This is a genomic window from Bizionia argentinensis JUB59 (assembly GCF_000224335.1).
GTDB classification, from domain to species: domain Bacteria; phylum Bacteroidota; class Bacteroidia; order Flavobacteriales; family Flavobacteriaceae; genus Algorimicrobium; species Algorimicrobium argentinense.
Genome location: NZ_AFXZ01000034.1, coordinates 1 through 23,480 on the forward strand (window position 1 = coordinate 1; position 23,480 = coordinate 23,480).

Genomic DNA, 23,480 nt, shown 5'->3' on the forward strand with positions numbered 1-23,480 from the left:
AACAACTAACTATAGTGTGTTTTTTGTACATCAGTGTTTCTGGTGTTATTGAAATTTTATAGATTTAATAATCGCCTCCAACTCAAACATATAGTCACGCTTGCCAACCGATGGTGCAAAAGCAAATCCTTCAACAACTAAAAGTCTATTATTGGCAACATCGTCTATCACGTAATTTACAAATGGTCCAGACATAAATGCATTTTTCACATCCCAAATACCACGTGTTTCAAAAGCGAGCTTATCATTTATAGTAGTTTTCGCTAAAAATGGTGTGTAGGCGTCCTCCGTAATCATAAACGAGCCATCCAAAGGTCCCGGAATATATGCTTTACCAATAGAATCCCGGACTTTAATTATTTGCCCTACCAAACTATCATTGTCTTTAATGCTTCCGTATGGCAACTCATAAAGTAATATATTCGTAGTTCCTGTGGTGATATCTTTACGTATCCAGTAGAATTTATCGTCTTCCGTAGCAATTCTATATGCTGATGGGAAATTGATAGAAATTCCTAAATTATCTTCAATCGTATTATTTTTATGAACAGATATTTTAATACGTCGTTGTTGCTCTCTTATTTCTTCATTTTTTAAAGCCTTTACAATTTGCTCCGCATTGTCTGTTAATTGCTTTGAAATCTCTGTTTCTGTATTACCAGAAACTATAACTACGCGTTGCGGTCTTGCAAACACATTATTAGCAATTTTGACATTTGGTTTATCGCTTCTTTCAATTTTCAAGACAATACGACTTTGCTGTGCAAACCCCGTAAAAACAACTGGTGGTAGCTGACTTAATATAAAGAGTGGCTCATCTTGAGGTAAACCATGTACTGGCGCAGCTAAAATATTCCTGATGGTTTCCCCTATTTTTCCATCCCATAAATCATTATCAATAACGACCGATAGGTTATTAATTTTCCCTGAAGATTGTGAAAGAACACGGTTTTTGGAAGATTTACCTTCATTACAGCTCGTTAGAACAATTAATGAGATAAGAACAACTAAAATTTTTTGCATGATGATACTTGATTTTATAATAGTTAGCCTTTGGAAAGTTTTAAAATCATTCCTGGTTTTAAATTAGTACCACTAATACCGTTCCAATCTCGAATATTTTGAACAGAAACTCCAGAAAACTTTTTTGCAATGCTCCAAAGTGAATCTCCACTCTTTACCATATAGCTTTTAGGTGCCGATGCTGAAGTGCTTGAAGTACTGCTGCTGCTTGAACTGGCTCCTGGATTTCTAGGGTAAATAGTTAAGCGCTGACCAACACGTAAATTATTACTTCGTAAACCGTTCCATTGCTTAATTTGACTTACGCGAACACCATATTTTCTAGCTATTAAACCTAAATAATCGCCAGATTTTACTTTATAACGCGTTTTACTTTCACTTTCAAAAAACTGTGGTAATGGTTTTTCTTTTTTGTCGAATTCTGTTTTGGCAGCTGTATAAATGGTACTTTCATTGTTAACAAAAGTACCTATAGCAGATACTGGCAATCGCAGTGTATAGTTTTTATTTGCTACAAAAGGAATAATATCTAGCTTGTATGCGGGGTTTAAAAACTGTAACTCTTCCATATTTACGCCTGTTGCTTCCGAAACTTGATCTAAAGTCAACATTTGTTTCACGTGAATCGTATCCGTTTCAAAATGATGAAAAACAGGTTTTTCTGAAACTAGTCCATGCTCTTCTGCATATTCCATAATGTACATCGTAGCTAAAAATGCCGGTAAATAACCAGCTGTTTCTCGTGGTAAATTATGACGAATATTCCAATAGTTTTCATAACCACCAGAACGTCTAATGGCTTTTAAAACATTTCCAGGTCCTGAGTTATAAGCTGCAAGTGCCAAATCCCAGTCGCCAAACATTCTATACAAAGCTGATAAATATTTAGCTGCTGCTTTGGTGGATTTAATTGGGTCGCTACGTTCATCCACATAACTACTAACATCTAAACCATATTCTTTACCAGTTGCAAACATAAATTGCCATAATCCTGTGGCACCGGCGTGTGATCTAGCTCTAGGTTTTAAAGCAGATTCTACAATAGCTAGATATTTTATTTCCAACGGTACATCTTGTGCATCTAATTCCCGCTCAAACATTGGGAAATAGAAATTACTTAACCCCATTAGACGTTCAAAATGTACACGTCTGTTCTTTAAGAACATTTTAATAACACTTTCTAATGATGGGTTATAAGCAATGTTAAAAGGGGTTTTAGCATTTAATCGCTCCAACCGTATTTTTAAAGTATCCGTAGGTAGTTCTGGATAATAAATTTCTTTATAATCCAATTTTGAAATTGTGCTATAAAGTGTATCATACAAACCAGTACTATATAATTCTTCACGCCACTTTTGCTCCAATTCAGAGGTGAATTCTAAATCTATTAATGATTTTATGTCAAGCGATTCTGGATCTATATTAATTTGTCTTTTATAAAATTGTTGTCCGTCCACAATAGTATCAAGGTCATAGGATTCCCCTGCAATTAATTGTTCTTCTGAAATATGTTTTTTAACAATTTTCTTCGGAATAGAATCTTGTGCATACAGTATTCCTACAGCAAAAAACAACGTAAAAAGACTAATGAAATTTTTAGTAGTTAAGTGAAACATGACGTTACAACTAACTCTTTTGACTAATTTATTACTGATTGATTGTTTCACGCACATAGGTTTTAAATTGGGGATTATTTATAAATTTTACGCTAAAATAGCAGCAATGCCTGGCAGGGTTTTGCCTTCCAGACTCTCTAACATAGCGCCACCACCAGTACTTACGTAGCTTACCTGGTCTTCAAAGCCGAATTGCTTAACGGCAGCAACTGAATCGCCTCCACCGACTAACGAAAATGCACCCGCTTTTGTTGCATCAGCAATAGCTTGCCCCAAAGCTTTTGTTCCATTTTCAAAATTTGACATTTCAAAAACACCAAGCGGACCGTTCCATAAAATGGTGTTAGAATCTTTAACTACATTAACAAATATTTCTTCGGTTTCCGGACCAATATCTAATCCCATCCAACCATCAGGAATTTCATTAACCGCACATATTTTAGTGTTTGCATTATTATCAAAAGCATCGGCTATAACGGCATCAACTGGTAGATGAACTTGAACATTTTTAGCTTTAGCTTTTTCTAAAATACTTCTAGCGAGTTCTAACTTATCATCTTCCACCAATGAATCTCCAATTTTACCACCTTGCGCCTTAATGAATGTAAAGGTCATCCCGCCACCAATTATTAAATGGTCAATCTTATCGAGTATATTATCAATAATAGTAATTTTACTAGATACTTTGGCACCACCTAATATCGCACAAATAGGTTTTTCGCCAGTTTTCATAACTTTATCAATACTCTTTATTTCTTTTGCCAATAAATAACCGAAACACTTTTTCTCTGGAAAAAATTGAGCAATAACAGCAGTGGACGCATGTGCGCGATGAGCTGTTCCAAAGGCATCATTAACGTATATATCACCTAATTTTGATAATTGTTTCGCAAAGTCCACATTTCCCGCAGTTTCTTCTTCATGGAAACGCAAATTTTCAAGAAGTAAAATCTGTCCTACCTCTAAATTCTTGACAGCTTCTTCCGCTTCTTCTCCTACACAGGTATTAACAAAAATCACTTCGACACCTAAAATATCTTCTACCTTATCAATAATATGTTTTAATGAAAATTTATCTTCTACACCTTTTGGTCGCCCTAAATGGGACATTAAAACACAGCTTCCGCCATCTTCTAAAACCTTAATTATAGTAGGTTTTGCTGCGCGAATACGGGTGGCATCTCCAACCTTAAATTCATCATCTAATGGCACATTAAAATCTACGCGAATTAGTGCTTTTTTATCTTCAAAATTAAAATCGTCTAATGTTTTCATACTATTTGAATATTAATATTATTTCAAATGATAACTTCAAGTGATATCATAGAATGACAAATATAAATTTTTAAGTCAATATTGACTTATTAATTAGGCTTACTTTAATAGTTTTAACGTTAATTAAAAGCTGTTTTCTTTTAAAGACTGCCTCCCAAAAAATGAAAAAAAATATGTAGGTTTGCTATATGCTATTTAGTGATATTCTAGGACAAGAACATATAAAAAATCATTTAACTCAAAGTGCCGATAACGGCCGAATTCCCCATGCCCAATTGTTTATTGGACCAGAAGGATCGGGTACGTTGCCAATGGCTATTGCCTATGCGCAATATCTACTTTGCAGTAATACACAAGGTGAAAATACCGGCGGTAATGATTCCTGCAATATTAAATTTAAGAATTTCGGCCACCCCGATTTGCATTTTACATTTCCCGTGGCAACTAATGATAAAATTAAAAAGCACCCAGTTTCGAGTCATTTTATGGAAGAATGGCGGGAATTATTAATCCAACAGCCTTATGGTAATTTGTTTGATTGGTATAAAAAACTAGGCATAGAAAAGAAACAAGGTCGAATTGGTGTTGACGAAGCTCAAGAAATTGTAAAAAAGTTAAGCCTAAAATCTTATGAGGGCGGTTATAAAATTATGATAATTTGGATGCCGGAAAAGCTAAATACTGAAGCCGCAAACAAATTGTTAAAACTGATTGAAGAACCACCGAATAAAACTGTTTTTATTTTAGTAGTTGAAGATGAAGAGCAGTTAATAAGTACCATTCAATCCCGTTGTCAAGCACTACACTTTCCGCCATTACCAGAAGATCTTATTTCAGAAGCCTTAATAAAAGCTTATCAAATTGAAGGGGGTGTTGCTGCTAAAATAGCACATCAAGCACACGGTAACTATAATAAAGCTTGCGATTTAGTTTATCATGACAGCGAAGATATCCAATTTGAAACATGGTTTATCTCCTGGATTAGAAGCGCCTTTAAAGCCAAAGGAAATAAAGCGGCTATTCATGATTTAATTTCTTGGAGTGAGGAAATTGCCAAGACGGGCAGAGAAACTCAAAAGCAATTTCTTTTGTTTTGTCTTAATTTTTTCCGCCAGGCTATGTTATTAAATTATGGTGCGGAAGATTTGGTTTTTTTAGAACCCAAAACAGACGGCTTTAAATTAAAGAATTTTGCGCCTTTCGTTCACGGTAATAATATTGGCGATATATCAAATGAAATCCAAGATGCCATTTACCATATTGAGCGTAATGGAAATGCAAAAATTATCCTGACAGATTTATCAATAAAACTCACCAGGTTATTACATAAAAAAGCCAGTTAAATTAATAACTGGCTTTTGGTATTTTAAATAAGTTTAAACCTTATTCTGATTTTTTGTATTCTGCATTTATAGACTCCAATAATTCCTTTGTTAAGTCATTACTTTCCTCACCGTACATAACGCTTCCACCTTCATTACTTCCTAAAATATAAGTATAACCGTTTTTCTTACCGTAATCTTTTACGTAACCGCGAACTTTAGTAATTAAACTGTCTATAGTTACTTGACTTTCCTGTTGGATAGCAGCTTCTTCCTGTTGGATACGTTGTTGCAACATTTGTTGTTTCTGACCCAACACTTGGTATTCTGCTTGGGCTTTATCCTGCGCCATACTTTGTGCTTTAGTCTGAAAAGCTTGAGCTTCTTGTTGAAATGCCTTGCCAATACTATCGGTACGCTTTTCGAATACCTCTATTTTTGATTTAAATTTAGCTTCAATATCTATTTTTTCCTGGTAGCCATTTATTAAGTCGCTGTTGTTAACAAATCCAATTTTTTGGGATTCCGTATTACACGATAATAATGCAAGAGATAAAATAGATACTAATAAAATATTTTTCATGTTTAGTTTGTTTTAATTTTAATAAGCACAAATGTAATAAAGTAAATAGATTGTTTTTAAAAAACGTTAAAAATTTAAATATAACTAAAATCTATAGATAAATGATTTTCAATAGCACTAATCGATCAAAAAACACGTGTTTTAAGATTGGTTTTAAAAGGTTTTAATAAAAAGCCAGCATCTTACATAGAACAAACTCTGATGTTGCTTAATTTGGCCTTAGAAGGGGTTTTATTGCTTTTTTATGACATAAATAAGCGAAGAATACTCACCTGAACGCTTTGCAAGCCTATTAGATTTAAAACCTTGCTGAAAAGCCTTAAAGAAATTCATTTTACCTGTTTTATATTTTTCCGAAAGCAAACTAACATAATAAGAATCAAAAATCATTGGTTTTATTTCTACAACTTCTAAACCATGTATAGCCAATAACTGTTTCATCCCAGTTTGCGAAAAATGCCAAAGGTGCCTCGGAACATCATAAGCGGCCCAAAAGTTTTGGTAAAATTCCGCATCATAACTTTTATAATTAGGAACAGCAATAATAAGTGTACCAGAATTTTTTAGCAATTCCTTATAATTCGAAATCTGTTCGTTAAGATCCGGCAGATGCTCCAGCACATGCCATAGCGTAATAACATCAAAACTTTTATTTTTAAGATTGATAAGTTCACGCGCATCTAAAACTGCATTTTCTGTTTTAGCATTTGCAATTTTTCTTGCTTCTGGATTGGGCTCAATTCCTGAAACGCACCAATTGTGACCTAAAGCTGTCTGTAAAAAATCGCCAGTACCACAACCGATATCTAATATATTTTTTTTCGAATCAGAATCGACATAAGAATTAATTAGTTTCAATTTGCGTTTTAAAGCAATAGAACGAATAACATGATAAGCTTTTTCAAAAAGATTACGTCTAGAATCGGTGTGAGAAATATAATCCTCACTTTTATAATAAGCTGGTAAATCTTCCAAGTTGGGTTGTGGGTTTGTTTCCAAAATTTCAAATTTAGAATGTTGTTTCAATTGAAATGACTCGTTAGAAACTGAATAATCCTCCACCTTAAAATCTACTTTTTTAATATCTATTTCCATCAAACTAATATGCATTAAAACCCATGCGGATATCATTTAAATAATTTAAAACAATATACCGGTAAAAAGAATCTGTTTTTAAACAATCTTCACCGATATCTGTTTCCGCTGTAATACTAATAAAATATTTATCTTTATCTGTTTTAGCGATTTTCGGATCTTTATTTCTAAAAACAATATCCGTAAAGCCAATATATTCTGAAGCATCATCTCCACTTAAAAACCGCGAAATTAATCCAAACATCTTCTACTTCTATTCTAAAATAACCAGGATTAAACAAAGCTTCATCTTCAAAATGCGACTTTAAATATCTTAAAAAAAAGCAGGTCTTTTGTAAATCTGAAATCTATTATCAATCGCCAAATCATCTTCTGCATTTTTCACACCTTATACAACATAATAATCGCGAACATCAGGAACATTCTTTTCAGGAAGACGAGAAAACTAAAGCTAAAACCACAATATACAGTGGAGCTTTAATTGTTAATTTATAGTTTAAATATGGGTTTTTTCATGAATTACAACCCAACGTTCCACGTGGAACATTTAAAATACTACCTTCCTAAATACACTAACAACACTGAAACATCACTTGGCGAAACACCGCTAATACGTGATGCTTGAGAAATGGTAACAGGTTGAATTTTATTTAATTTCTGGCGCGCCTCCGTGCTCATAGATTGCAGTTTAGAATAGTCAAAGTTCTTGGGGATTTTAATGTTTTCAAGTCTGGTTAACTTTTCAGCATTATTCTTTTCCTTATTAATATAACCTGAATATTTAACTTGAATTTCAGCCTGCTCAATCTCCTCCCTATCTAAATCATGTTGATTAATATAGTCATCTACACTGGACACTCTACGCATATCGTGAATGGTTATATTTGGCCTCGAAAATATTTTAAACATCTTATCGGATTGCGTCATTGGAGCAGAATCATTATCCACTAACACAGGATTAATTTCTTCCGGTTTAACACTGGTTTCTTTAAAAAACTCCACAAAAGCTTCCGCCTTTTCGTGCTTCTCTTCCATGCGTTTTAAACGTTTTTCAGATGCCAAACCAACCTCAAAAGATTTTGGCGTCAAACGAATATCTGCATTATCTTGACGCAACAAGGTTCTATATTCCGCTCGAGACGTAAACATTCTATATGGCTCTTCTGTCCCTTTAGTTATTAAATCATCTACTAAAACACCAATATAAGCTTCACTCCTAGATAAGATAAACGGATCACGACCTTGCACTTTTAAACTGGCATTCATACCTGCCATTAAACCTTGCGAACCCGCTTCTTCATAACCTGTAGTTCCATTAATTTGTCCAGCAAAATACAAGCCCTCCACCAACTTCGTTTCCAATGTATGCTGTAACTGTGTTGGCGGGAAATAATCATATTCGATAGCATAACCTGGTCTAAAGAATTTTACATTTTCAAAACCAACCACCGAACGCAACGCTCTAAATTGAACATCTTCAGGAAGCGAAGTTGAGAAACCGTTCACGTAATATTCCACCGTATTCCAGCCTTCAGGCTCTACAAATAATTGATGCCGATCCTTATCCGCAAAGCGATTAATTTTATCTTCAATAGACGGACAATAACGCGGGCCTAAACTTTGAATGCGACCATTGAACATTGGTGATCTATCAAAGCCTTCACGAAGCAGATCATGTACCTCATTGCTCGTATAGGTTAAATGACAAGAACGTTGCTTGGTTAATGGCTTTGTAACATCCAAATAAGAGAATTTTTCCGGAACTGCATCTCCAGGCTGCTCCACCATTTTAGAAAAATCTAGCGAACGACCATCTACTCGCGGCGGTGTTCCCGTTTTCATTCTCCCCGATTCAAAACCTAACTGAACAAGCTGCTCAGTAATACCTGTTGCCGCTCGCTCACCGGCTCTTCCTCCACCAAAATTTTTGTCGCCTATATGTATTAATCCATTTAGAAACGTACCGTTTGTAAGCACAACACTTTTAGCTTTAATAGATATTCCTAAAGAGGTTTTTACGCCAACCACCTTATGATTCTCTACTATTAGACCGGAAACCATTTCCTGGTAAAAATCCAAATTTTTAGTTCCTTCCAACATATTTCGCCAATCTTCAGCAAAACGCATACGGTCACTTTGAACTCTAGGACTCCACATTGCAGGCCCTTTTGATTTATTCAACATTTTAAATTGAATAGCAGAGGTATCACTTACAATTCCACTATAACCACCAAGCGCATCAATTTCTCGAACAATTTGACCTTTAGCGATCCCACCCATAGCTGGGTTACATGACATTTGTGCAATATTCTGCAAATTCATGGTAATAAGAAGTGTTTTACTTCCCATATTGGCAGCAGATGCAGCGGCCTCACTTCCTGCATGACCTCCCCCAACAACAATAACATCGTAAACTTCGTTAAACATGTTTAATGAATTTTATATTTTCTATTGTTCCACGTGGAACATTAAAATTTAGATTTGTATTTACTTCACATTCTTTTAATTTCCGGAAATAAAAGTCCGCAAATATACGATATCTTATCAGATATCTTTGAGAAGTTCCAAGTAGTGGTTTTCAAGATTACGCATATCCTTCTCTTCACTTTCCGACTTGTCTTTATAACCGCAGTAATGAAGTACGCCATGAACCATAACCCGATGTAGTTCGTCTTTAAGCGTAGTCTTGAAATCAATGGCATTATCCGCAACTCTCTCCGTAGATATATAGATATCACCTTGTATGATTTTTCCTATTGTATAATCGAAACTAATAACATCCGTTAGCGTATCATGATCTAGAAACTCTACATTTAAACTATGCAAATAGTCATCATTACAAAAAATGTAATTGATTTCCCCTAACTTAAACCCTTCAGAAACAAGAACGCGCTCTATCCACGTATGTAATTTTTCTTCATTATCAATTTCAAAATCGTTCTCGTAATTAAAACTAATCATTGGCTTTTTTAAAATAGTCTTTAACTTTCTTTTTATAAACTGGTTGCAAAGGTAAACTTTGACGATTTAAAATCTCAATTGTATTGAAATATTCTTTCGCTTTAGGAATCTGATTATTAGTATTGTTCTGAAACGCTCGTTTATTAGTCTCAGCTTTACGCTTTGTATCTTCACCTTGTTCCAATGTTGCGTTATCCAACTTCATAAGTTGATGCTGCAAATTCATCATTTTTTGAAGGGTTTGATTCGTCATTCCTTTATTTAATAAATCCATTTCCACATCTTCCATTTGTTTCAAAATAGCATTACCCGCTTCTGTTTCCCCTTCTTTAGATAACTTTTCCTGCAGTGCTTGTCTAATTTGTTGTTGTTGTTGATAGATCCTAAACAACTCTCCTTTACTTATTTCGCTACCTGCACCTTCTCCCATTTGGCTACCTCCTTCATTACCACTTTGACCTTCTTCGCCAGACTTCCCATCTTTACCAGTCTTTCCCTTTTCACCTGGTTTTTCACCTTCCTCTTTGCCTTTCTCGTCTTCGCCTTTATCCTTAGGTTCGCCTTGCTCCCCCTTATTCATACCTTTCTGCATTTCTTTATTTAAATCCTCTTGACTCATAATAATATCTGGTAAACCTTGTTCAGGCTTACCGCTACTTCCCGAACCAGAAGCCTGCATACTCATTTGCATCTGATCCATAATATCACTTAAAAAGTCCGCTAGATTATTAGCTGCAGTTATAGTGTACTGCTGATTACCTACACCCTGATATAAACGATTTTCAGAGAACTGTTCCAATGATTTATCTATATTAAAAAACACTTCAGAAATCTCCTTATTTACAGTTTCTGATAATTTTGGTTGACGCAAAGACAATGCAAATAAACTGTCATCCACATGAGAAAAATGTTCTTTTAAATCGTTTTGATTACGCAAATAGGAAGCATATTTATTATGATTAATTTCGATACTTTTAAAACGATCCATCAAATCCTCTTGTTCAAAAGAAAACAAAATAAGATTATCAAGAATTTGACGAAGCATATCTAAATCTTCTTGCATCTGTTCGCCTCCACTAGACTGCATTGCCATTTTCATTTTTTCGCCAAGTTGCTTCATTTTTTCAGCAGCTTGTTTTTGTTTCTTTTGGGCGTTCTTCTGATTCTCTTGAGCATCTTCATCCTGATCTTGATCTTCATTCTTTTGCTTTTCTCCCAATTCCTCGGACGCTTTTTGTTGATCTTCTTTTATAGACTCTTCTTTTTTTTCATCTTTTGGCACGTCCATAGGTTTTCTTAAAGCCTTATTATCATTTTGTAATTCTTCCAAAGCTTTTTGAAATTCATCAAAATTTTCATTTAAATCATCCTGCTCTTCTTTGGTATTATTGTTTTCTTTTTCTTCAGATAATTTCTCTTGATCATCGGCTAACTTTTCTAAATTTTGTTGAAGTTTCTCTAATTTTTTTGCCACATAATATCGTTTGGTCAACTCCAATAACTGTTCTAAACTGCGCTTTTGATTTTTATTTTGCTTGGCTAACTCTTCGAGTTTTTCAGATAGTGTTTCCTTATTTATCTTCTCTTGCAATTTCTCCAGTTCATCAAGAATCTTTTCATCCTTTTTAAGCTGGGCTTCATTCTCTTTTAAACGCTCCTTCAAATCCTCTTTATAAGCATCTTCTTGTTTACTATCCTTTTGAAATTCCTCTAAATTATCGGTTAGCTTTTTATTGAAATTCTTCATCATTTCCTCCTGCTGCTTCTGTCGCTTTAAAAAATTATCAAATTTCTTTTTATCATTGAAATTCAATTCCGACTTCTCTTTTTGAGTTTTCGAAAACTCTTCAAGCTCCTTTTCTCGCGCATCCATTTTTTCCAAAGAATTATTCAAATCTTTGATCGTTTCATTCTGTTGCCGCAGCTGTTTGTCTTCTGTTTCCGCTGTGGTTAACTTTCTAAAAGAGAAAACTCTACTTTTAGTGCTTTTATAACCGCTAATAAAGTCATTATCAAATACTTGAAAATAAAATTCATAACTTACACCATCTTCTAATTCCAAATTATTAGGAAAAGCAGTAATAAATTCCCCGACATTGCCATTAGATATTGGAATTCCCTCAATTTCTCTTTTACTTTCATCAGAAGATGGATAATAGACCAATTGAAGCTTCCGCAAACCGTAATCATCGGTAGCTTGGCCGAAAAAATACATGTTTTGTTGATTAATACTGTCCACTTCCATTTTTACACGTAATTCCGGATAATCATCTTTAATTACATCTATAGAAAATGCTAGACGTTCGTAATCCTTTAAAGATTTGTTACTAGTAGCAATCGTATAATCAAATGTATTTTGAACCGTTCTATCTAGGATGAATTGATTAGAGCTTTCAGATAGAAATTGAACCGTATCACCAGTGTAAAGCCTTACATCTTCGGTTGCCTTAGTTTGTAATTTCCAAGAAATTTTTGTTCCTTGAGGAACTACTGCATTTCCTGTACCTGTTAAAACTTCATCCGTTTTATTGATATATGCCGGATAATCCAACACCATTTGGAAACCAACTATAGATGGAACTTCAGCAACCTTTAAAATATAGGGTTTGGACTTTACAGAATTTGCAGATAATCTAAATGCGATATTGTTTTTTAAGCGGCTAAATACAAATTCAAAATCCCCAGCACCCTTCTGCTGTAAAAAGTAAGATTCGTTATTATAAGTAATTTTGGCATTTTCCGGAATAACATCGCCCACGGTTTTAACCTGCAAGATAAAATCCTTGTTTTCAGTTGCCATCAAATTATCATTAACCACAAAAAATTGAAAAGGCGCAGGTGGTTCATAAGCTGTGGAATGATTAATAACCCGTTTATAGCTATCACTAAACCAATTAATTTTTCCTGATAAAATCGATAATAAAATTATAACAATCGGAATAGCGGCATATCTTACATAGCGTAAATTTTGTTTAAAGTTAATTGCTAATTTGAAAGGAACAGGTTGTAATTCTTCAGATTTCTGATTAATACTTGCTAGTAACAATTCCGATTCAAGACCCTTTTCTTTCAGTTGCAAAACGTTCAACAATTTGTCATTCACTTCTGGGAAATGCGTTCCAATAATTTTTGACGCCTTAACGTAATCTATACCCTTTTTTAGTTTGAATAAATGCGCTAACGGAATAGCCATAAATTTAATAAACAGGCCAACTTCAACTATAATAAAAATCCAAAATAATACCGTTCTGGAAGTTACATTCAGCCAAAAAATATATTCCAAGAAAAGTGTAAATAGGAAATACAGAAAACCAATAGCAAAAAATAATATGCTACCTTTTATAAGTTCGTTAGTATAATAACGTCTAACAAAAGCTTCCAGTTTTTGTAAAATAGTATCAAATTGCGTCACGTTTTATTCATGTTTTCTATTAAACCTACTAAACTACAATTTTTTTAGTTCGCTAATTATCTATATTTAATAACATTCACTTAATTAGCACCATTTTAGAAGACTTAAAACCTGTTTTAAATTTTAAATAGATGCCATAGAAGTAGATTCATATAAATCGAAACCAAATATGAAGTGCTTTATGCTAATTTCTTTGTTGTTTATTAACCGCTAGTCTATCTTTGTACTATTAAAACTAAAAACATGTCAAAACCAGTAAGAGTGCGCTTTGCACCAAGTCCAACAGGACCATTACATATAGGCGGTATTCGTACAGCCCTTTTCAACTATTTATTTGCTAAAAAACACAATGGGACATTTATACTACGTATAGAGGACACCGATCAAAATCGATTTGTGGAAGGTGCTGAAAATTATATTGAAGAAGCTTTAAAATGGTGCGGTATAACGGTAGACGAAGGCGTAAATACCAATGAAAAGTTTGGTCCCTACAGACAAAGCGAACGTAAAGACATATATAGACAATATGCGGAGCAATTAGTAGCTTCTGGGAATGCCTATTTTGCTTTTGACACTTCTGAAAATTTAGATTATTACAGAAAAGATCACGAAGCTAAAGGCAAAACCTTTATTTACAACTGGCATAACAGACACTTTTTATCAAATTCACTATCCTTGACGCCTGAAGAGGTTCAAACAAAATTAGATGCAGGCGAAGATTATGTCATTCGTTTTAAATCGCCCGAAGATGAAACGCTAAATCTAAAAGATATTATTCGTGGTTACATGACGATTGAGACGAATATTTTAGATGACAAAGTATTATTTAAAAGTGATGGTTTACCAACGTATCATTTAGCGAATATTGTAGACGATCATTTAATGGAAATCACACATGTTATTCGTGGCGAAGAATGGTTACCATCATTAGCACTACATTATCAATTATATGATGCTTTTGGTTGGGAAAAGCCTGAATTTGCACATTTACCGTTAATTTTAAAACCAACAGGAAAAGGAAAATTAAGTAAACGAGATGGTGACAAACTCGGTTTTCCGGTATTTCCATTAGCCTATAAGGATCATAAAACTGGAGATGTGTCTCTTGGCTATCGTGAAGAGGGCTATTTTCCTGAAGCTGTTGTTAATTTCTTGGCCTTTTTAGGATGGAATCCAGGAACGGAACAGGAAATTTTTAGCATGGAAGAACTTATTGAAGCCTTCGATTTAAGTCGTGTAAATAAAGCCGGTGCACGTTTTGACCCTGATAAAACCAAATGGTTTAACCACCATTATATGCAAGAGCAATACAATGATGATTTAGCTAGAATGTTTAAGGAAATTCAGCCAGAATTAGCAGAAATTGATGTGAATTACGTGGAGTTGGTTGTTGCACTTGTTAAAGAACGCGCCAATCTTGTAACCGACTTTTGGGATTTAAGTCACTTTTTCTTCGAAACACCAACCGATTTAGACGAAAAAGCAGTTAAAAAGGCTTGGAAAGACGATTCTCCTGAAATTATGAATCAAGTGATTGCTGTTTTAGATTCTGTAGAAGATTACAAGGTTGAAAACCTACAAACGGAACTAAAAGGATGGATTACTAAAAACGAAATTAGTTTTGGTAAAGTTATGATGCCTTTGCGTTTGGCATTAGTTGGGGCGTTACAAGGTCCAGAAGTATTCGATATAATGTACTTGATTGGTAAAGAAGAAACCAAACGACGTATTGAGAATTTGATTAAAACGCTATCATAAAAACACCAAAATGTCATTTCTAAATTAGAAAATCTAGCTTAAAAAGCGCTTCTAATCCTGAAATGACATTTTTTTTATCTTTCGTTTAAAAAGAAACCATAGCTGTAAAAGCAAGCATAGATTGGTTTCCTTTAAATTTTCCGGTATTTCCAGTTTGGTCTAAATTCTGTTTGTTTAGATTATCTAACGTATTTAATATCCCATAAATATATTGTGCTTTTAGTCGGAAGTGGTTGAACCCCGCCGATAAACCAATAGCACCGTCTACATTAAACCGACTGATTTCCTTAATATCTTTTGCTAATAAGTTGTTATAATTGGCAATCATAAAACCACCTTGATTTTTATCATCTAAATCCAACTGGCCATTATATTGTAGCATGGGTCCAACATCAATTGTCAGGAAGCTTTCAATTAATTTTATATGCACTAACAAGGCAATTTGCGCGGTGAGCACCTTATAATCAATAAATTCCTCGTTAGAATAACCTATGTTAGAAGCAGCGATTCCTAAATTGTTTTCGGCCAACTGAATGTTATAACTCATATTATACCATTTATGGGGTAAATCTACTGTTGCCGAAGCACCAAGCATCCAACCCGCACCCTTTTTTGTGGTGAAATTATTAGAAACCAAATCATACTGCGTAATACCAGCATAAATACCAATCCCGTTCACAATTTTTACTGTTCCATGTTGGGAAAATCCCATAGTAATAAAACAAATGAAAAAAATATTTAGCAGAATATTGGATTTTGAGTGCATAATGATTTAAGAGTAAATTCAAAACAAATTTATAGATATTATAGTGTTATTCACTGGTTATGAATAGATAATTTTACAAATCACTATATTCCATAGAAATATATCTTAAATTGGACCAACCATTTTTAACCTAATAAAATCAAGTTATGCTAATATTTATTCCTTTTATTTTAATTGGACTTTTTGTTTTATTTTCTTCCTTTTTCGTTGTCAAGCAACAAACAGCCGCCATTATAGAACGTTTTGGTAAATTCCACAGTATTCGCCAATCGGGTTTACACATGAAAATACCTGTTGTTGATCGTGTTGCCGGTCGATTAAGTTTAAAAATACAACAATTAGATGTTATAATTGAAACCAAAACACTTGATGATGTATTCGTAAAACTAAAAGTTTCCGTTCAATATAAAGTTGTAACAGAAAAAGTATATGATGCTTTTTACAAATTGGATTACCCGCATGATCAAATTACCAGCTACGTATTTGATGTCGTTCGTGCAGAAGTTCCAAAAATGAAATTAGATGATGTTTTTGTGAAAAAAGATGATATTGCTTTGGCTGTTAAAGCTGAATTAAATGATGCTATGATGGATTATGGTTTTGATATTATTAGAACTTTAGTTACCGATATTGACCCAGATCCTCAAGTAAAAATAGCTATGAACCGTATTAATGCTGCCGACAGAGAAAAAACTGCCGCTCAATATGAAGGTGATGCACAACGTATTCTAATCGTTGAAAAAGCTAAAGCTGAGGCTGAAAGCAAACGATTACAAGGTCAAGGTATTGCTGATCAACGACGTGAAATTGCACGTGGTTTAGAAGAATCAGTTGAAGTATTGAATCGTGTGGGTATAAACTCACAAGAAGCTTCAGCACTAATTGTTGTAACACAGCATTATGACACTTTACAATCATTAGGTGAAGCCACTAATAGTAATTTAATTTTATTACCAAATGCACCGCAAGCAGGTAGTAATATGTTAAATGATATGGTTGCCAGTTTTGCTGCTAGTAATCAAATTGGTGAGGCCATGAAAGATGCGAAAAAAAATAAAGAAGATTAAGTTTCATACTTGGTATAAATATTGCCATGTTTAGTAGTTATTAATCAATAAGTAAAAAATTATATTATGTCGAAAATTTATGCAGTAATATTATTAATATTAACGCCAACTTTAGCTATGTCGCAAGGCTTGGTCTTTAATAGCGGTAATAGTATCAACAAAAGTACCGGTTTGGTAGAGATAGACCCGGCTGTTTTAAACGAAAGTCATACAGGATCTCCATATATCACTGAAGAACTTTCTGACATTACTTTGAGTAAAATAGAAGGTAAAACCTTTAAAGCTCGATATAACGCAGCACATGATGTTATGGAGGTTGTAGGCGAAGACGGAAAACATTACAATTTAGTGCGAGATCCTGAACTAGAAGTAACTTTTATCCGATCTGGCCAAAATTATCGTGTTTTTAATTTGGGTAATGAGTCCAATGACAATGGTTTTTTTGTTGTTTTAAACGATGGTGACATTAAACTTCTTAAAAAGGAGATCATTAAATTTTATGATGAAGAATTTTCTACTACTGGATATGACAAAGCTAAACCAGCGAAATTTAAAAGAGAAAAGGATGAATTCTATTTCATGAAGGATGGTGTTCTTTCAACTGAAATTCCTAGAAATAAGAAAAGCTTCATTAGTTTATTGAATATTGATTCCAATAAGGAAAATAAAATACTTTCATATATCAAGAAAAATAGATTAAAATTAAATGATGAGCAAGACTTAATTACATTGTTTACATATATAAATATCAATAAATTCTAATGTTGTTCCTCTTTATATTTTTTGATGATTTCTTTTAAACTGTCTAGGTAATTTTCCAATTCTTTAGCATTAATATTAGGATTTTCCTGATCAGGAATAGTCATAGGAATTTCATCTAAATGATCGTAAATGGCTGGATAATTGGTTTCAATATCGCGTGTAACTGTTGATATTTCCGTTAACAGATCTTTCACTTTTTTCATATTTCATTGATTTTAGTAGTCAAAAGGTATCAAAAAAAGGACTGACAAAAAAAGAATATGTGTTAGCTATTTGTTAATTCAATTTGAAGGGGTTTCTTTCCGTCCAAGTTTTAGAAGGATTCATCAGTTTAAAAATATACTTTAAAGCGGTGTTCATAAACAAATTGGTGTGCTTTAAATACAGAACCATAGCTTGAGGTTTTGCACCTACAGAACTTTTTATTTCCATAGCAGTTCTGGCATAAACAACAGATTTATATTTATTGTTTATGCCAAATTTTGCCATATCATAGAGCATATTTAAGTACAACTGATGCTTAAATTGATAATGGCTATTATAGCCTAAAAAGTATGTTTCTACCTGCTTATAATTGAGAATAAGCGTGTAAAAGCCAACCAATTCATCATTTAGATAATATCCAAAAACTTTAAAATTATCGCCAAGTTGTTTTTTTAAGGTATAAAAATGATTTTCAGGTAAAAGAAAGGTGTTGATTTTAGCATGATTAGAAACGTTTTTATACAAATTATATAAGCTTTTCGATTGCTTAAATATTTCCACTTCATCCAATTCTTTGGTAACAATATCTTTGCATTTCTTTCGTGCTGATTTATAACGATCACGATATTTTTTATGAAAATCTCCTATATAAAAATCAAAAGTAGACCAAGTTTCAGGAATATTCATAATCATATTAGGTTGTACAACCAATTGATGAAACCCCAGTTTATATAGTGAATTTGTACTTCTATGTATAGCATCCGTTAGAAAATAGTCTTTCAATAAAACAGCTCTAATCCTTTTATTATAAACGGTTTTAATATCGCGCTTTAAAACATTAACTGCATCTATCAATCCTGAAATAAATTGGTCATTTGAAACAATATTTTGGTTAAAATAAACCCCGTGTTGACCCGTATGTGTTAAGTTTCCAACAACTAAAATGTTTCCTTTTAAAATCTTTGATATGCGATTTTTAAAACGCTCTTGAAAACAGGAATCTTCCTGATTTCGGAACATATCATTTAAGTATAATTTTACACGTTGGATAATGGCAACTCCTATTAATTCTTCTTGTTTATAAAATGCAAAATAGTATAACGTAATATTATTAGGAGCTGATTTTTCAAAAGCTTTTAAGTAAGGTGTTTGTAAAAATATATCATGACTAACCAATGCATCCCAAGTTGCAGGTAAATTATGTGAAGATGTAAATAAATTAGTTTCTATCAAATTTTTATGAAAAAAGACTGATTGCGTATATAAGTCTTGAAAGTTATATATTCATTACAAATTAATTCCATCCGCATATTATAGCTCTCATAATAGTAGTAAGAACAACCCAATACCTACTATTTATAAAGGTATATTTCCAACTTCTTGGCTCGAATAACTATAATTTCTACCATAAAGGCTTTATTCGAAGGTAATGCTGCGCCTGGTTTATCACATATCATTCCAGAAGTAATAACTTAATACATGCCTATGTATTGCAATAAAAAAAGAAAACAATATAATCTTCAAAAAAATAATTAGAAGATTTCCATCTTTTATAGTTTGAACACCACTTTCTGAATCCAAGCAACACTTAATATTCTCGAATTATACCGCATAAAACCTCTGATTAACGAAACAAAATTAAATGCTGAAGTGTATAAAAAAATGATATAAATAGTTCGTGATGAATAAACAAAAAAATTACTGATTTTGAAGTACCAATCGTTTAAGGCAAATTAAAATTCAATATATTAAAATTTACCAACCACCACTGGATCCACCACCTCCTGAACGGCCACCACCACCAGAAAAACTACTTGATGAACTACTTGAAGAGCTGCTGTAAGAACGACTGCTACCTCCGCCGCCGCCAATAGAACCCGATGAAGGAAAATACTTATCCATATAACGATGATCTGTTTTAAACCATGAAAAGGACATAGGATCTAGGCCTTTCTTTTGTTTTATTAGTGCCAAAGTAAACGGTAATAATAGGATTACAAATCCTACAAATGCTAACAACATAGGTATTGTAAGTAAGCCAGAACTAGAAAAAGCATTAAAGTATTCACTGACATTAGTGTTAAAAAAGATTTCACCTCCAATCAGAATAGCAAATATTAAAGGCATAATAACAAAGAGAGTTGAAACAATCGTGATAAAAAGAACACCAAATAATAAAAATGGAAAAAATATAAAACTAATTTTTCCTGTTATAAATCCCCTATAAACATGTATTAACTTTTTAAAACCAAATAAAAACAACCTACCACCAAGATAAATAAACAAGCCAAGGACTACAAAAATAACACAGAATAGTAGAATACTAAATATAAGTGGCAAGGTATTATGCTCATCCTCCTTTACCGACGCAAATTCTTCGGCGTAAATAGGATCGTTAATAAGCAGAATTATTTCATCTGTTGCTAAATCTATACCCTCATAAAAATCATTATTTTTAAATTTAGGTGTCATTATATTTCTAGTGATTCTTGACGATAAAGCATCCGTAATAATAGGTTCTAATCCATACCCAACTTCAACTCTAAACTTTTTATCGTTTTTAGCTATAAGAATTAATACACCGTTGTCTAATTTTTTTTGTCCAATATCATTAGCCTCGAAAACGCGAAGTGCATACTCTTCGACAGAAATATTATCCAAACTATTAACAGTAAGTACTACAATTTGATGCGAAGTTTCTGTTTCAAAATTTTTAAGTTTATTGTTTAAAGACAACACTTCATCTCCACTAAATAAGTGAGCATTATCTGTACAAAATTCCGATAAAACAGGATAGTCTATTTGTGCCTTAGTAAATTGAATAAAACATAAAAAGACACTAAATAAGAGCAATTTAATTTTCAAAATAATATTCGTTTAATATAAAAAATCCACAAGTTTAAAAGCTTGTGGATTGTGTTTATAAAGCGCTAGCTTCTTCTACTAATAACTTATTTTTATCTTCTAAAGCTTTGGCTATAAAATCGTTTATAGCTTCATTTTTTTCTAATCCGTTTTTAAGTAAAACACCTAAACTGATCATGGTTATAATACGTGTTCCCGATTTCTTTACAGATGTATTAAACAATGGTTCTAAATCGTCATAACTAATATGCTCCGCTAGTTGTTGAATATCTGCTTTTGCCGCTTCACGTGTATCATCTGCTAATTTATCAAACTTTTTACCATACTGTTTTATCAGTTCTATTGGTGGGCGCTTTTGTTGTGGTTTTGGCTGATTTTCGTTTGTTTTAGGCTTTTGCTTGGCCCAAGAATCCTTTAAACCCACTGTTTTATTAAATACTAAATGATCTGATTTAGAGTCTTTATCCACATTAAAATAACCCAATCGTTGAAATTGAAACTGGTCCCCTATTTCAGCATCCGCTAAACTCGGTTCCACAAATGCGTCGACGATTTTTAAAGACTGTGGATTAATAAATTCCATATAATCTATATCGGCATGGCTGTCTGGTGCTTCATCATTAAATAAACGATCGTATTCGCGAACTTCCGCTTTAATAGCATGTTTTTTAGAAACCCAATGCAAGGTTCCTTTAACTTTTTTCTCTGTATCTTCTGTGTATGTACAGTGAACTTCAATAATTTCACCTTTATCATTTTTTACAACAGAATCTGCTTTGATGATATAAGCATTTTTTAAGCGTACTTCACCTCCTAATTTTAATCTGAAAAAATTATCAGATGCTTCTTCTTTAAAATCGTCTTTTTCAATGTATAACTCCCGTGAAAAAGGTACTTTTCTAAAACCAGCATTTTCATCTTCTTGATTGTTTTCTGCTTCCAACCATTCCTCTTTATCTTCAGGATAATTTGTAATAACCAGTTTTATCGGATCTAAAACAGCCATAACACGTGGTGCCGTTTTGTTTAAATCTTCACGAACACAAAATTCTAAAAGCGAAACATCAATTACATTATCTCGTTTAGCAACACCAACTTTATCAATAAACTGTTTAATTGATTCCGGGGTATAACCACGACGTCGTAAACCTGAAATAGTTGGCATACGTGGGTCATCCCATCCCGTAACAATTCCTTCCTCCACCAAAGTAAGTAACTTTCGTTTACTCATAATGGTATAGCTTAAGTTAAGACGTGCAAATTCACGCTGTTTTGGAAGCATTGGTAAAGCTTCCGGTTGGTATTTATATACTTGCTCCTTGAACCAATCGTAAAGCTCTCTGTGGGGCTTAAACTCAAGCGAACATAAGGAATGTGATATCTGTTCAATATAATCGCTTTCACCATGTGTCCAGTCGTACATTGGATAAATACACCAGTCGTTACCCGTTCGATGGTGCGCCTTATTTAAAATACGATACATCAACGGATCCCGCATTAACATATTTGGATGTTGCATATCTATTTTAGCACGTAATACATGCGAACCTTCTGGATAATCTCCAGCTTTCATGCCTTCAAATAATTGCAGATTTTCTTCAATACTACGGTTGCGGTTAGGTCCATCTACACCAGGTTGCGTAGGAGTTCCTTTTTGTTGGGCCATTGCTGCGCTAGTTTGAGAATCCACATAAGCTTTGCCTTCTTTAATTAAAGCAACCGCCCAATTGTATAACTGCTGAAAATAATCTGATGAATATAACTCTTCAGCCCATTTATAGCCTAACCAAGATATATCTCGTTTGATGGCATCCACATATTCCTGTTCCTCTTTGGCTGGATTGGTGTCATCAAAACGCAAATTGACCGGCGCATTATACTTTTCGCCTAGACCAAAACTAATACCTATGGCTTTGGTGTGACCAATATGTAAATAACCATTCGGTTCTGGTGGAAAACGAAAACGAAGCGCTTCTTTTTCTAAACCGTTTCGTAAATCCTCTTCTATAATATGCTCAATAAAATTAAGCGATTTTGTTTCTTCAGACATAAGTGATGTGTGTTTTTAAAAACTGATGCGAAATTACGGAAATATACGATTGATGTCTTAACATTTTGTTCAATAATGCTTAATTTTATCAAAAATAAAAGACCATGAAACAACTCAATTATACCTGTCCCAAATGCGATAATAAAACTTATCAAGTGAGTGAAATGCGCGCTACAGGTGGAACGTTTTCAAAAATATTTGATATTCAAAATAAAAAATTCACTTCTGTTACTTGTGAACGCTGCACATATACGGAGTTTTACAAGACTAAAACGAGCGGATTAAGTAATGTATTTGATTTTATAACAAGCTAATGGGAACAATTAAAGTTGAAAATATTCGTGTATTTGCTAATCATGGTTGCTTAAAAGAAGAAACCAAAATTGGCAGTGATTATCGTGTGGATCTAGAAGTTAAAGCAAATTTGCAAATATCGGCTAACACTGATTTATTGCAGAATACGGTAGATTATGTCATTTTAAATAAAATAGTTAGAGAAGAAATGGCTCAACCTTCCTATTTACTGGAAACGGTTGCTAAACGAATTTTAAAACGAATTTTTAAAGAAGATACATTAGTAAAAAAAGCGACAGTTTGGGTTAGTAAAATTAACCCACCTATTGGCGGCGATGTGGAAATGGTGACCATAAAAATGCAGGAAAAACGAAAAAAGCAAAAGTAGTAGCGAAACACCTTTATTTTTTTTACCTTTGTGCTCTCT

The 23,480-nt window shown here is 33.4% G+C and carries 20 protein-coding genes; 6 read left to right on the forward strand and 14 right to left on the reverse strand.

The features are described 5' to 3' along the window. Positions 1–45: 45 nt before the first annotated feature. The 3 genes from BZARG_RS09180 to BZARG_RS09190 form a co-directional block, all read right to left on the reverse strand. Entirely contained in the window at positions 46–1,023 is a 978-nt protein-coding gene (locus tag BZARG_RS09180; RefSeq protein ID WP_008637715.1) for a DUF4837 family protein, read from the reverse strand. 23 nt (positions 1,024–1,046) lie between these two features. Beyond that, a complete protein-coding gene (locus tag BZARG_RS09185) occupies positions 1,047–2,639 on the reverse strand; it encodes a lytic transglycosylase domain-containing protein (RefSeq protein WP_008637695.1) in 1,593 nt (530 codons plus the stop codon). Between the two features lie 87 nt (positions 2,640–2,726). Then, positions 2,727–3,914 carry a phosphoglycerate kinase gene (locus tag BZARG_RS09190; protein WP_008637815.1) on the reverse strand — a complete coding sequence of 396 codons (1,188 nt, stop codon included), beginning with the start codon at positions 3,912–3,914 and terminating at the stop codon, positions 2,727–2,729. 188 nt (positions 3,915–4,102) lie between these two features. On the opposite strand from BZARG_RS09190, the gene BZARG_RS09195 reads away from it, so the two are divergent. Continuing rightward, positions 4,103–5,257: a DNA polymerase III subunit gene (locus BZARG_RS09195; protein ID WP_008637717.1), complete on the forward strand. Its 1,155-nt coding sequence runs from the start codon at positions 4,103–4,105 to the stop codon at positions 5,255–5,257. Positions 5,258–5,297: 40 nt separating this feature from the next. On the opposite strand, the gene BZARG_RS09200 is transcribed toward BZARG_RS09195, so the two are convergent. From BZARG_RS09200 to BZARG_RS09225, 6 genes are all read right to left on the reverse strand, one after another. Then, a complete protein-coding gene (locus BZARG_RS09200; protein ID WP_008637756.1) occupies positions 5,298–5,819 on the reverse strand; it encodes an OmpH family outer membrane protein in 522 nt (173 codons plus the stop codon). Between the two features lie 231 nt (positions 5,820–6,050). Further along, entirely contained in the window at positions 6,051–6,914 is an 864-nt protein-coding gene (locus tag BZARG_RS09205; protein ID WP_008637622.1) for a class I SAM-dependent methyltransferase, read from the reverse strand. A 4-nt stretch (positions 6,915–6,918) separates the two neighbouring features. Then, positions 6,919–7,158 carry a hypothetical protein gene (locus tag BZARG_RS09210; protein WP_008637615.1) on the reverse strand — a complete coding sequence of 80 codons (240 nt, stop codon included), beginning with the start codon at positions 7,156–7,158 and terminating at the stop codon, positions 6,919–6,921. Between the two features lie 311 nt (positions 7,159–7,469). After that, entirely contained in the window at positions 7,470–9,341 is a 1,872-nt protein-coding gene (gene mnmG, locus BZARG_RS09215; protein WP_008637829.1) for a tRNA uridine-5-carboxymethylaminomethyl(34) synthesis enzyme MnmG, read from the reverse strand. 117 nt (positions 9,342–9,458) lie between these two features. Beyond that, complete coding sequence (gene ybeY / locus BZARG_RS09220) at positions 9,459–9,875, reverse strand: rRNA maturation RNase YbeY (RefSeq protein WP_008637804.1); 417 nt, start codon at positions 9,873–9,875, stop codon at positions 9,459–9,461. Continuing rightward, the gene (locus tag BZARG_RS09225; protein WP_008637712.1) at positions 9,868–13,287 is read right to left on the reverse strand and encodes a DUF4175 family protein; all 3,420 of its coding nucleotides are present in this window, start codon (positions 13,285–13,287) and stop codon (positions 9,868–9,870) included. Before BZARG_RS09225 ends, ybeY begins: the two co-directional genes overlap by 8 nt. Before the next feature lie 243 nt (positions 13,288–13,530). Between BZARG_RS09225 and gltX the strand changes: the two genes are divergently transcribed. Continuing rightward, the gene (gene gltX / locus BZARG_RS09230) at positions 13,531–15,045 is read left to right on the forward strand and encodes a glutamate--tRNA ligase (RefSeq protein WP_040288371.1); all 1,515 of its coding nucleotides are present in this window, start codon (positions 13,531–13,533) and stop codon (positions 15,043–15,045) included. An 85-nt stretch (positions 15,046–15,130) separates the two neighbouring features. Here the strand turns inward: gltX and BZARG_RS09235 are convergent, their stop codons facing one another. Beyond that, a complete protein-coding gene (locus BZARG_RS09235) occupies positions 15,131–15,757 on the reverse strand; it encodes a hypothetical protein (RefSeq protein ID WP_083823845.1) in 627 nt (208 codons plus the stop codon). Positions 15,758–15,957: 200 nt separating this feature from the next. Between BZARG_RS09235 and BZARG_RS09240 the strand changes: the two genes are divergently transcribed. Then, a complete protein-coding gene (locus BZARG_RS09240) occupies positions 15,958–16,878 on the forward strand; it encodes an SPFH domain-containing protein (protein WP_008637640.1) in 921 nt (306 codons plus the stop codon). A 66-nt stretch (positions 16,879–16,944) separates the two neighbouring features. Continuing rightward, positions 16,945–17,640 carry a hypothetical protein gene (locus BZARG_RS09245; protein WP_008637770.1) on the forward strand — a complete coding sequence of 232 codons (696 nt, stop codon included), beginning with the start codon at positions 16,945–16,947 and terminating at the stop codon, positions 17,638–17,640. Here BZARG_RS09245 and BZARG_RS09250 read toward each other — a convergent pair. From BZARG_RS09250 to BZARG_RS09265, 4 genes are all read right to left on the reverse strand, one after another. Further along, entirely contained in the window at positions 17,637–17,843 is a 207-nt protein-coding gene (locus tag BZARG_RS09250) for a hypothetical protein (protein WP_008637650.1), read from the reverse strand. The two genes, BZARG_RS09245 and BZARG_RS09250, sit on opposite strands and share 4 nt — an antisense overlap. A gap of 73 nt (positions 17,844–17,916) precedes the next feature. Continuing rightward, the gene (locus BZARG_RS09255; protein ID WP_008637696.1) at positions 17,917–19,077 is read right to left on the reverse strand and encodes a GNAT family N-acetyltransferase; all 1,161 of its coding nucleotides are present in this window, start codon (positions 19,075–19,077) and stop codon (positions 17,917–17,919) included. A 522-nt stretch (positions 19,078–19,599) separates the two neighbouring features. Beyond that, on the reverse strand, positions 19,600–20,709 hold the full coding sequence (locus BZARG_RS09260; RefSeq protein WP_008637625.1) for a TPM domain-containing protein: 1,110 nt from the start codon (positions 20,707–20,709) through the stop codon (positions 19,600–19,602). A gap of 55 nt (positions 20,710–20,764) precedes the next feature. Then, positions 20,765–22,759 (reverse strand): glutamine--tRNA ligase/YqeY domain fusion protein, encoded by a 1,995-nt coding sequence (locus BZARG_RS09265; RefSeq protein WP_008637632.1) that lies wholly within the window; start codon positions 22,757–22,759, stop codon positions 20,765–20,767. 104 nt (positions 22,760–22,863) lie between these two features. Between BZARG_RS09265 and BZARG_RS09270 the strand changes: the two genes are divergently transcribed. Together BZARG_RS09270 and folB are read left to right on the forward strand one after the other, a co-directional pair. Then, complete coding sequence (locus BZARG_RS09270; RefSeq protein ID WP_008637714.1) at positions 22,864–23,073, forward strand: zinc ribbon domain-containing protein; 210 nt, start codon at positions 22,864–22,866, stop codon at positions 23,071–23,073. Next, a complete protein-coding gene (folB, locus tag BZARG_RS09275) occupies positions 23,073–23,441 on the forward strand; it encodes a dihydroneopterin aldolase (RefSeq protein ID WP_008637699.1) in 369 nt (122 codons plus the stop codon). The genes BZARG_RS09270 and folB overlap by 1 nt, the downstream gene beginning before the upstream one ends. The last annotated feature ends 39 nt before the right edge of the window (positions 23,442–23,480 follow it).

Coding starts and splice junctions, on each gene's coding strand:
- BZARG_RS09180 (WP_008637715.1), bottom strand. CDS start 1,023: ATGCAAAAAATTTTAGTTGTTCTTATCTCATTAATTGTTCTAACGAGC.
- BZARG_RS09185 (WP_008637695.1), bottom strand. CDS start 2,639: ATGTTTCACTTAACTACTAAAAATTTCATTAGTCTTTTTACGTTGTTT.
- BZARG_RS09190 (WP_008637815.1), bottom strand. CDS start 3,914: ATGAAAACATTAGACGATTTTAATTTTGAAGATAAAAAAGCACTAATT.
- BZARG_RS09195 (WP_008637717.1), top strand. CDS start 4,103: ATGCTATTTAGTGATATTCTAGGACAAGAACATATAAAAAATCATTTA.
- BZARG_RS09200 (WP_008637756.1), bottom strand. CDS start 5,819: ATGAAAAATATTTTATTAGTATCTATTTTATCTCTTGCATTATTATCG.
- BZARG_RS09205 (WP_008637622.1), bottom strand. CDS start 6,914: ATGGAAATAGATATTAAAAAAGTAGATTTTAAGGTGGAGGATTATTCA.
- BZARG_RS09210 (WP_008637615.1), bottom strand. CDS start 7,158: ATGTTTGGATTAATTTCGCGGTTTTTAAGTGGAGATGATGCTTCAGAA.
- mnmG (WP_008637829.1), bottom strand. CDS start 9,341: ATGTTTAACGAAGTTTACGATGTTATTGTTGTTGGGGGAGGTCATGCA.
- ybeY (WP_008637804.1), bottom strand. CDS start 9,875: ATGATTAGTTTTAATTACGAGAACGATTTTGAAATTGATAATGAAGAA.
- gltX (WP_040288371.1), top strand. CDS start 13,531: ATGTCAAAACCAGTAAGAGTGCGCTTTGCACCAAGTCCAACAGGACCA.
- BZARG_RS09235 (WP_083823845.1), bottom strand. CDS start 15,757: ATGGGATTTTCCCAACATGGAACAGTAAAAATTGTGAACGGGATTGGT.
- BZARG_RS09240 (WP_008637640.1), top strand. CDS start 15,958: ATGCTAATATTTATTCCTTTTATTTTAATTGGACTTTTTGTTTTATTT.
- BZARG_RS09245 (WP_008637770.1), top strand. CDS start 16,945: ATGTCGAAAATTTATGCAGTAATATTATTAATATTAACGCCAACTTTA.
- BZARG_RS09250 (WP_008637650.1), bottom strand. CDS start 17,843: ATGAAAAAAGTGAAAGATCTGTTAACGGAAATATCAACAGTTACACGC.
- BZARG_RS09265 (WP_008637632.1), bottom strand. CDS start 22,759: ATGTCTGAAGAAACAAAATCGCTTAATTTTATTGAGCATATTATAGAA.
- BZARG_RS09270 (WP_008637714.1), top strand. CDS start 22,864: ATGAAACAACTCAATTATACCTGTCCCAAATGCGATAATAAAACTTAT.
- folB (WP_008637699.1), top strand. CDS start 23,073: ATGGGAACAATTAAAGTTGAAAATATTCGTGTATTTGCTAATCATGGT.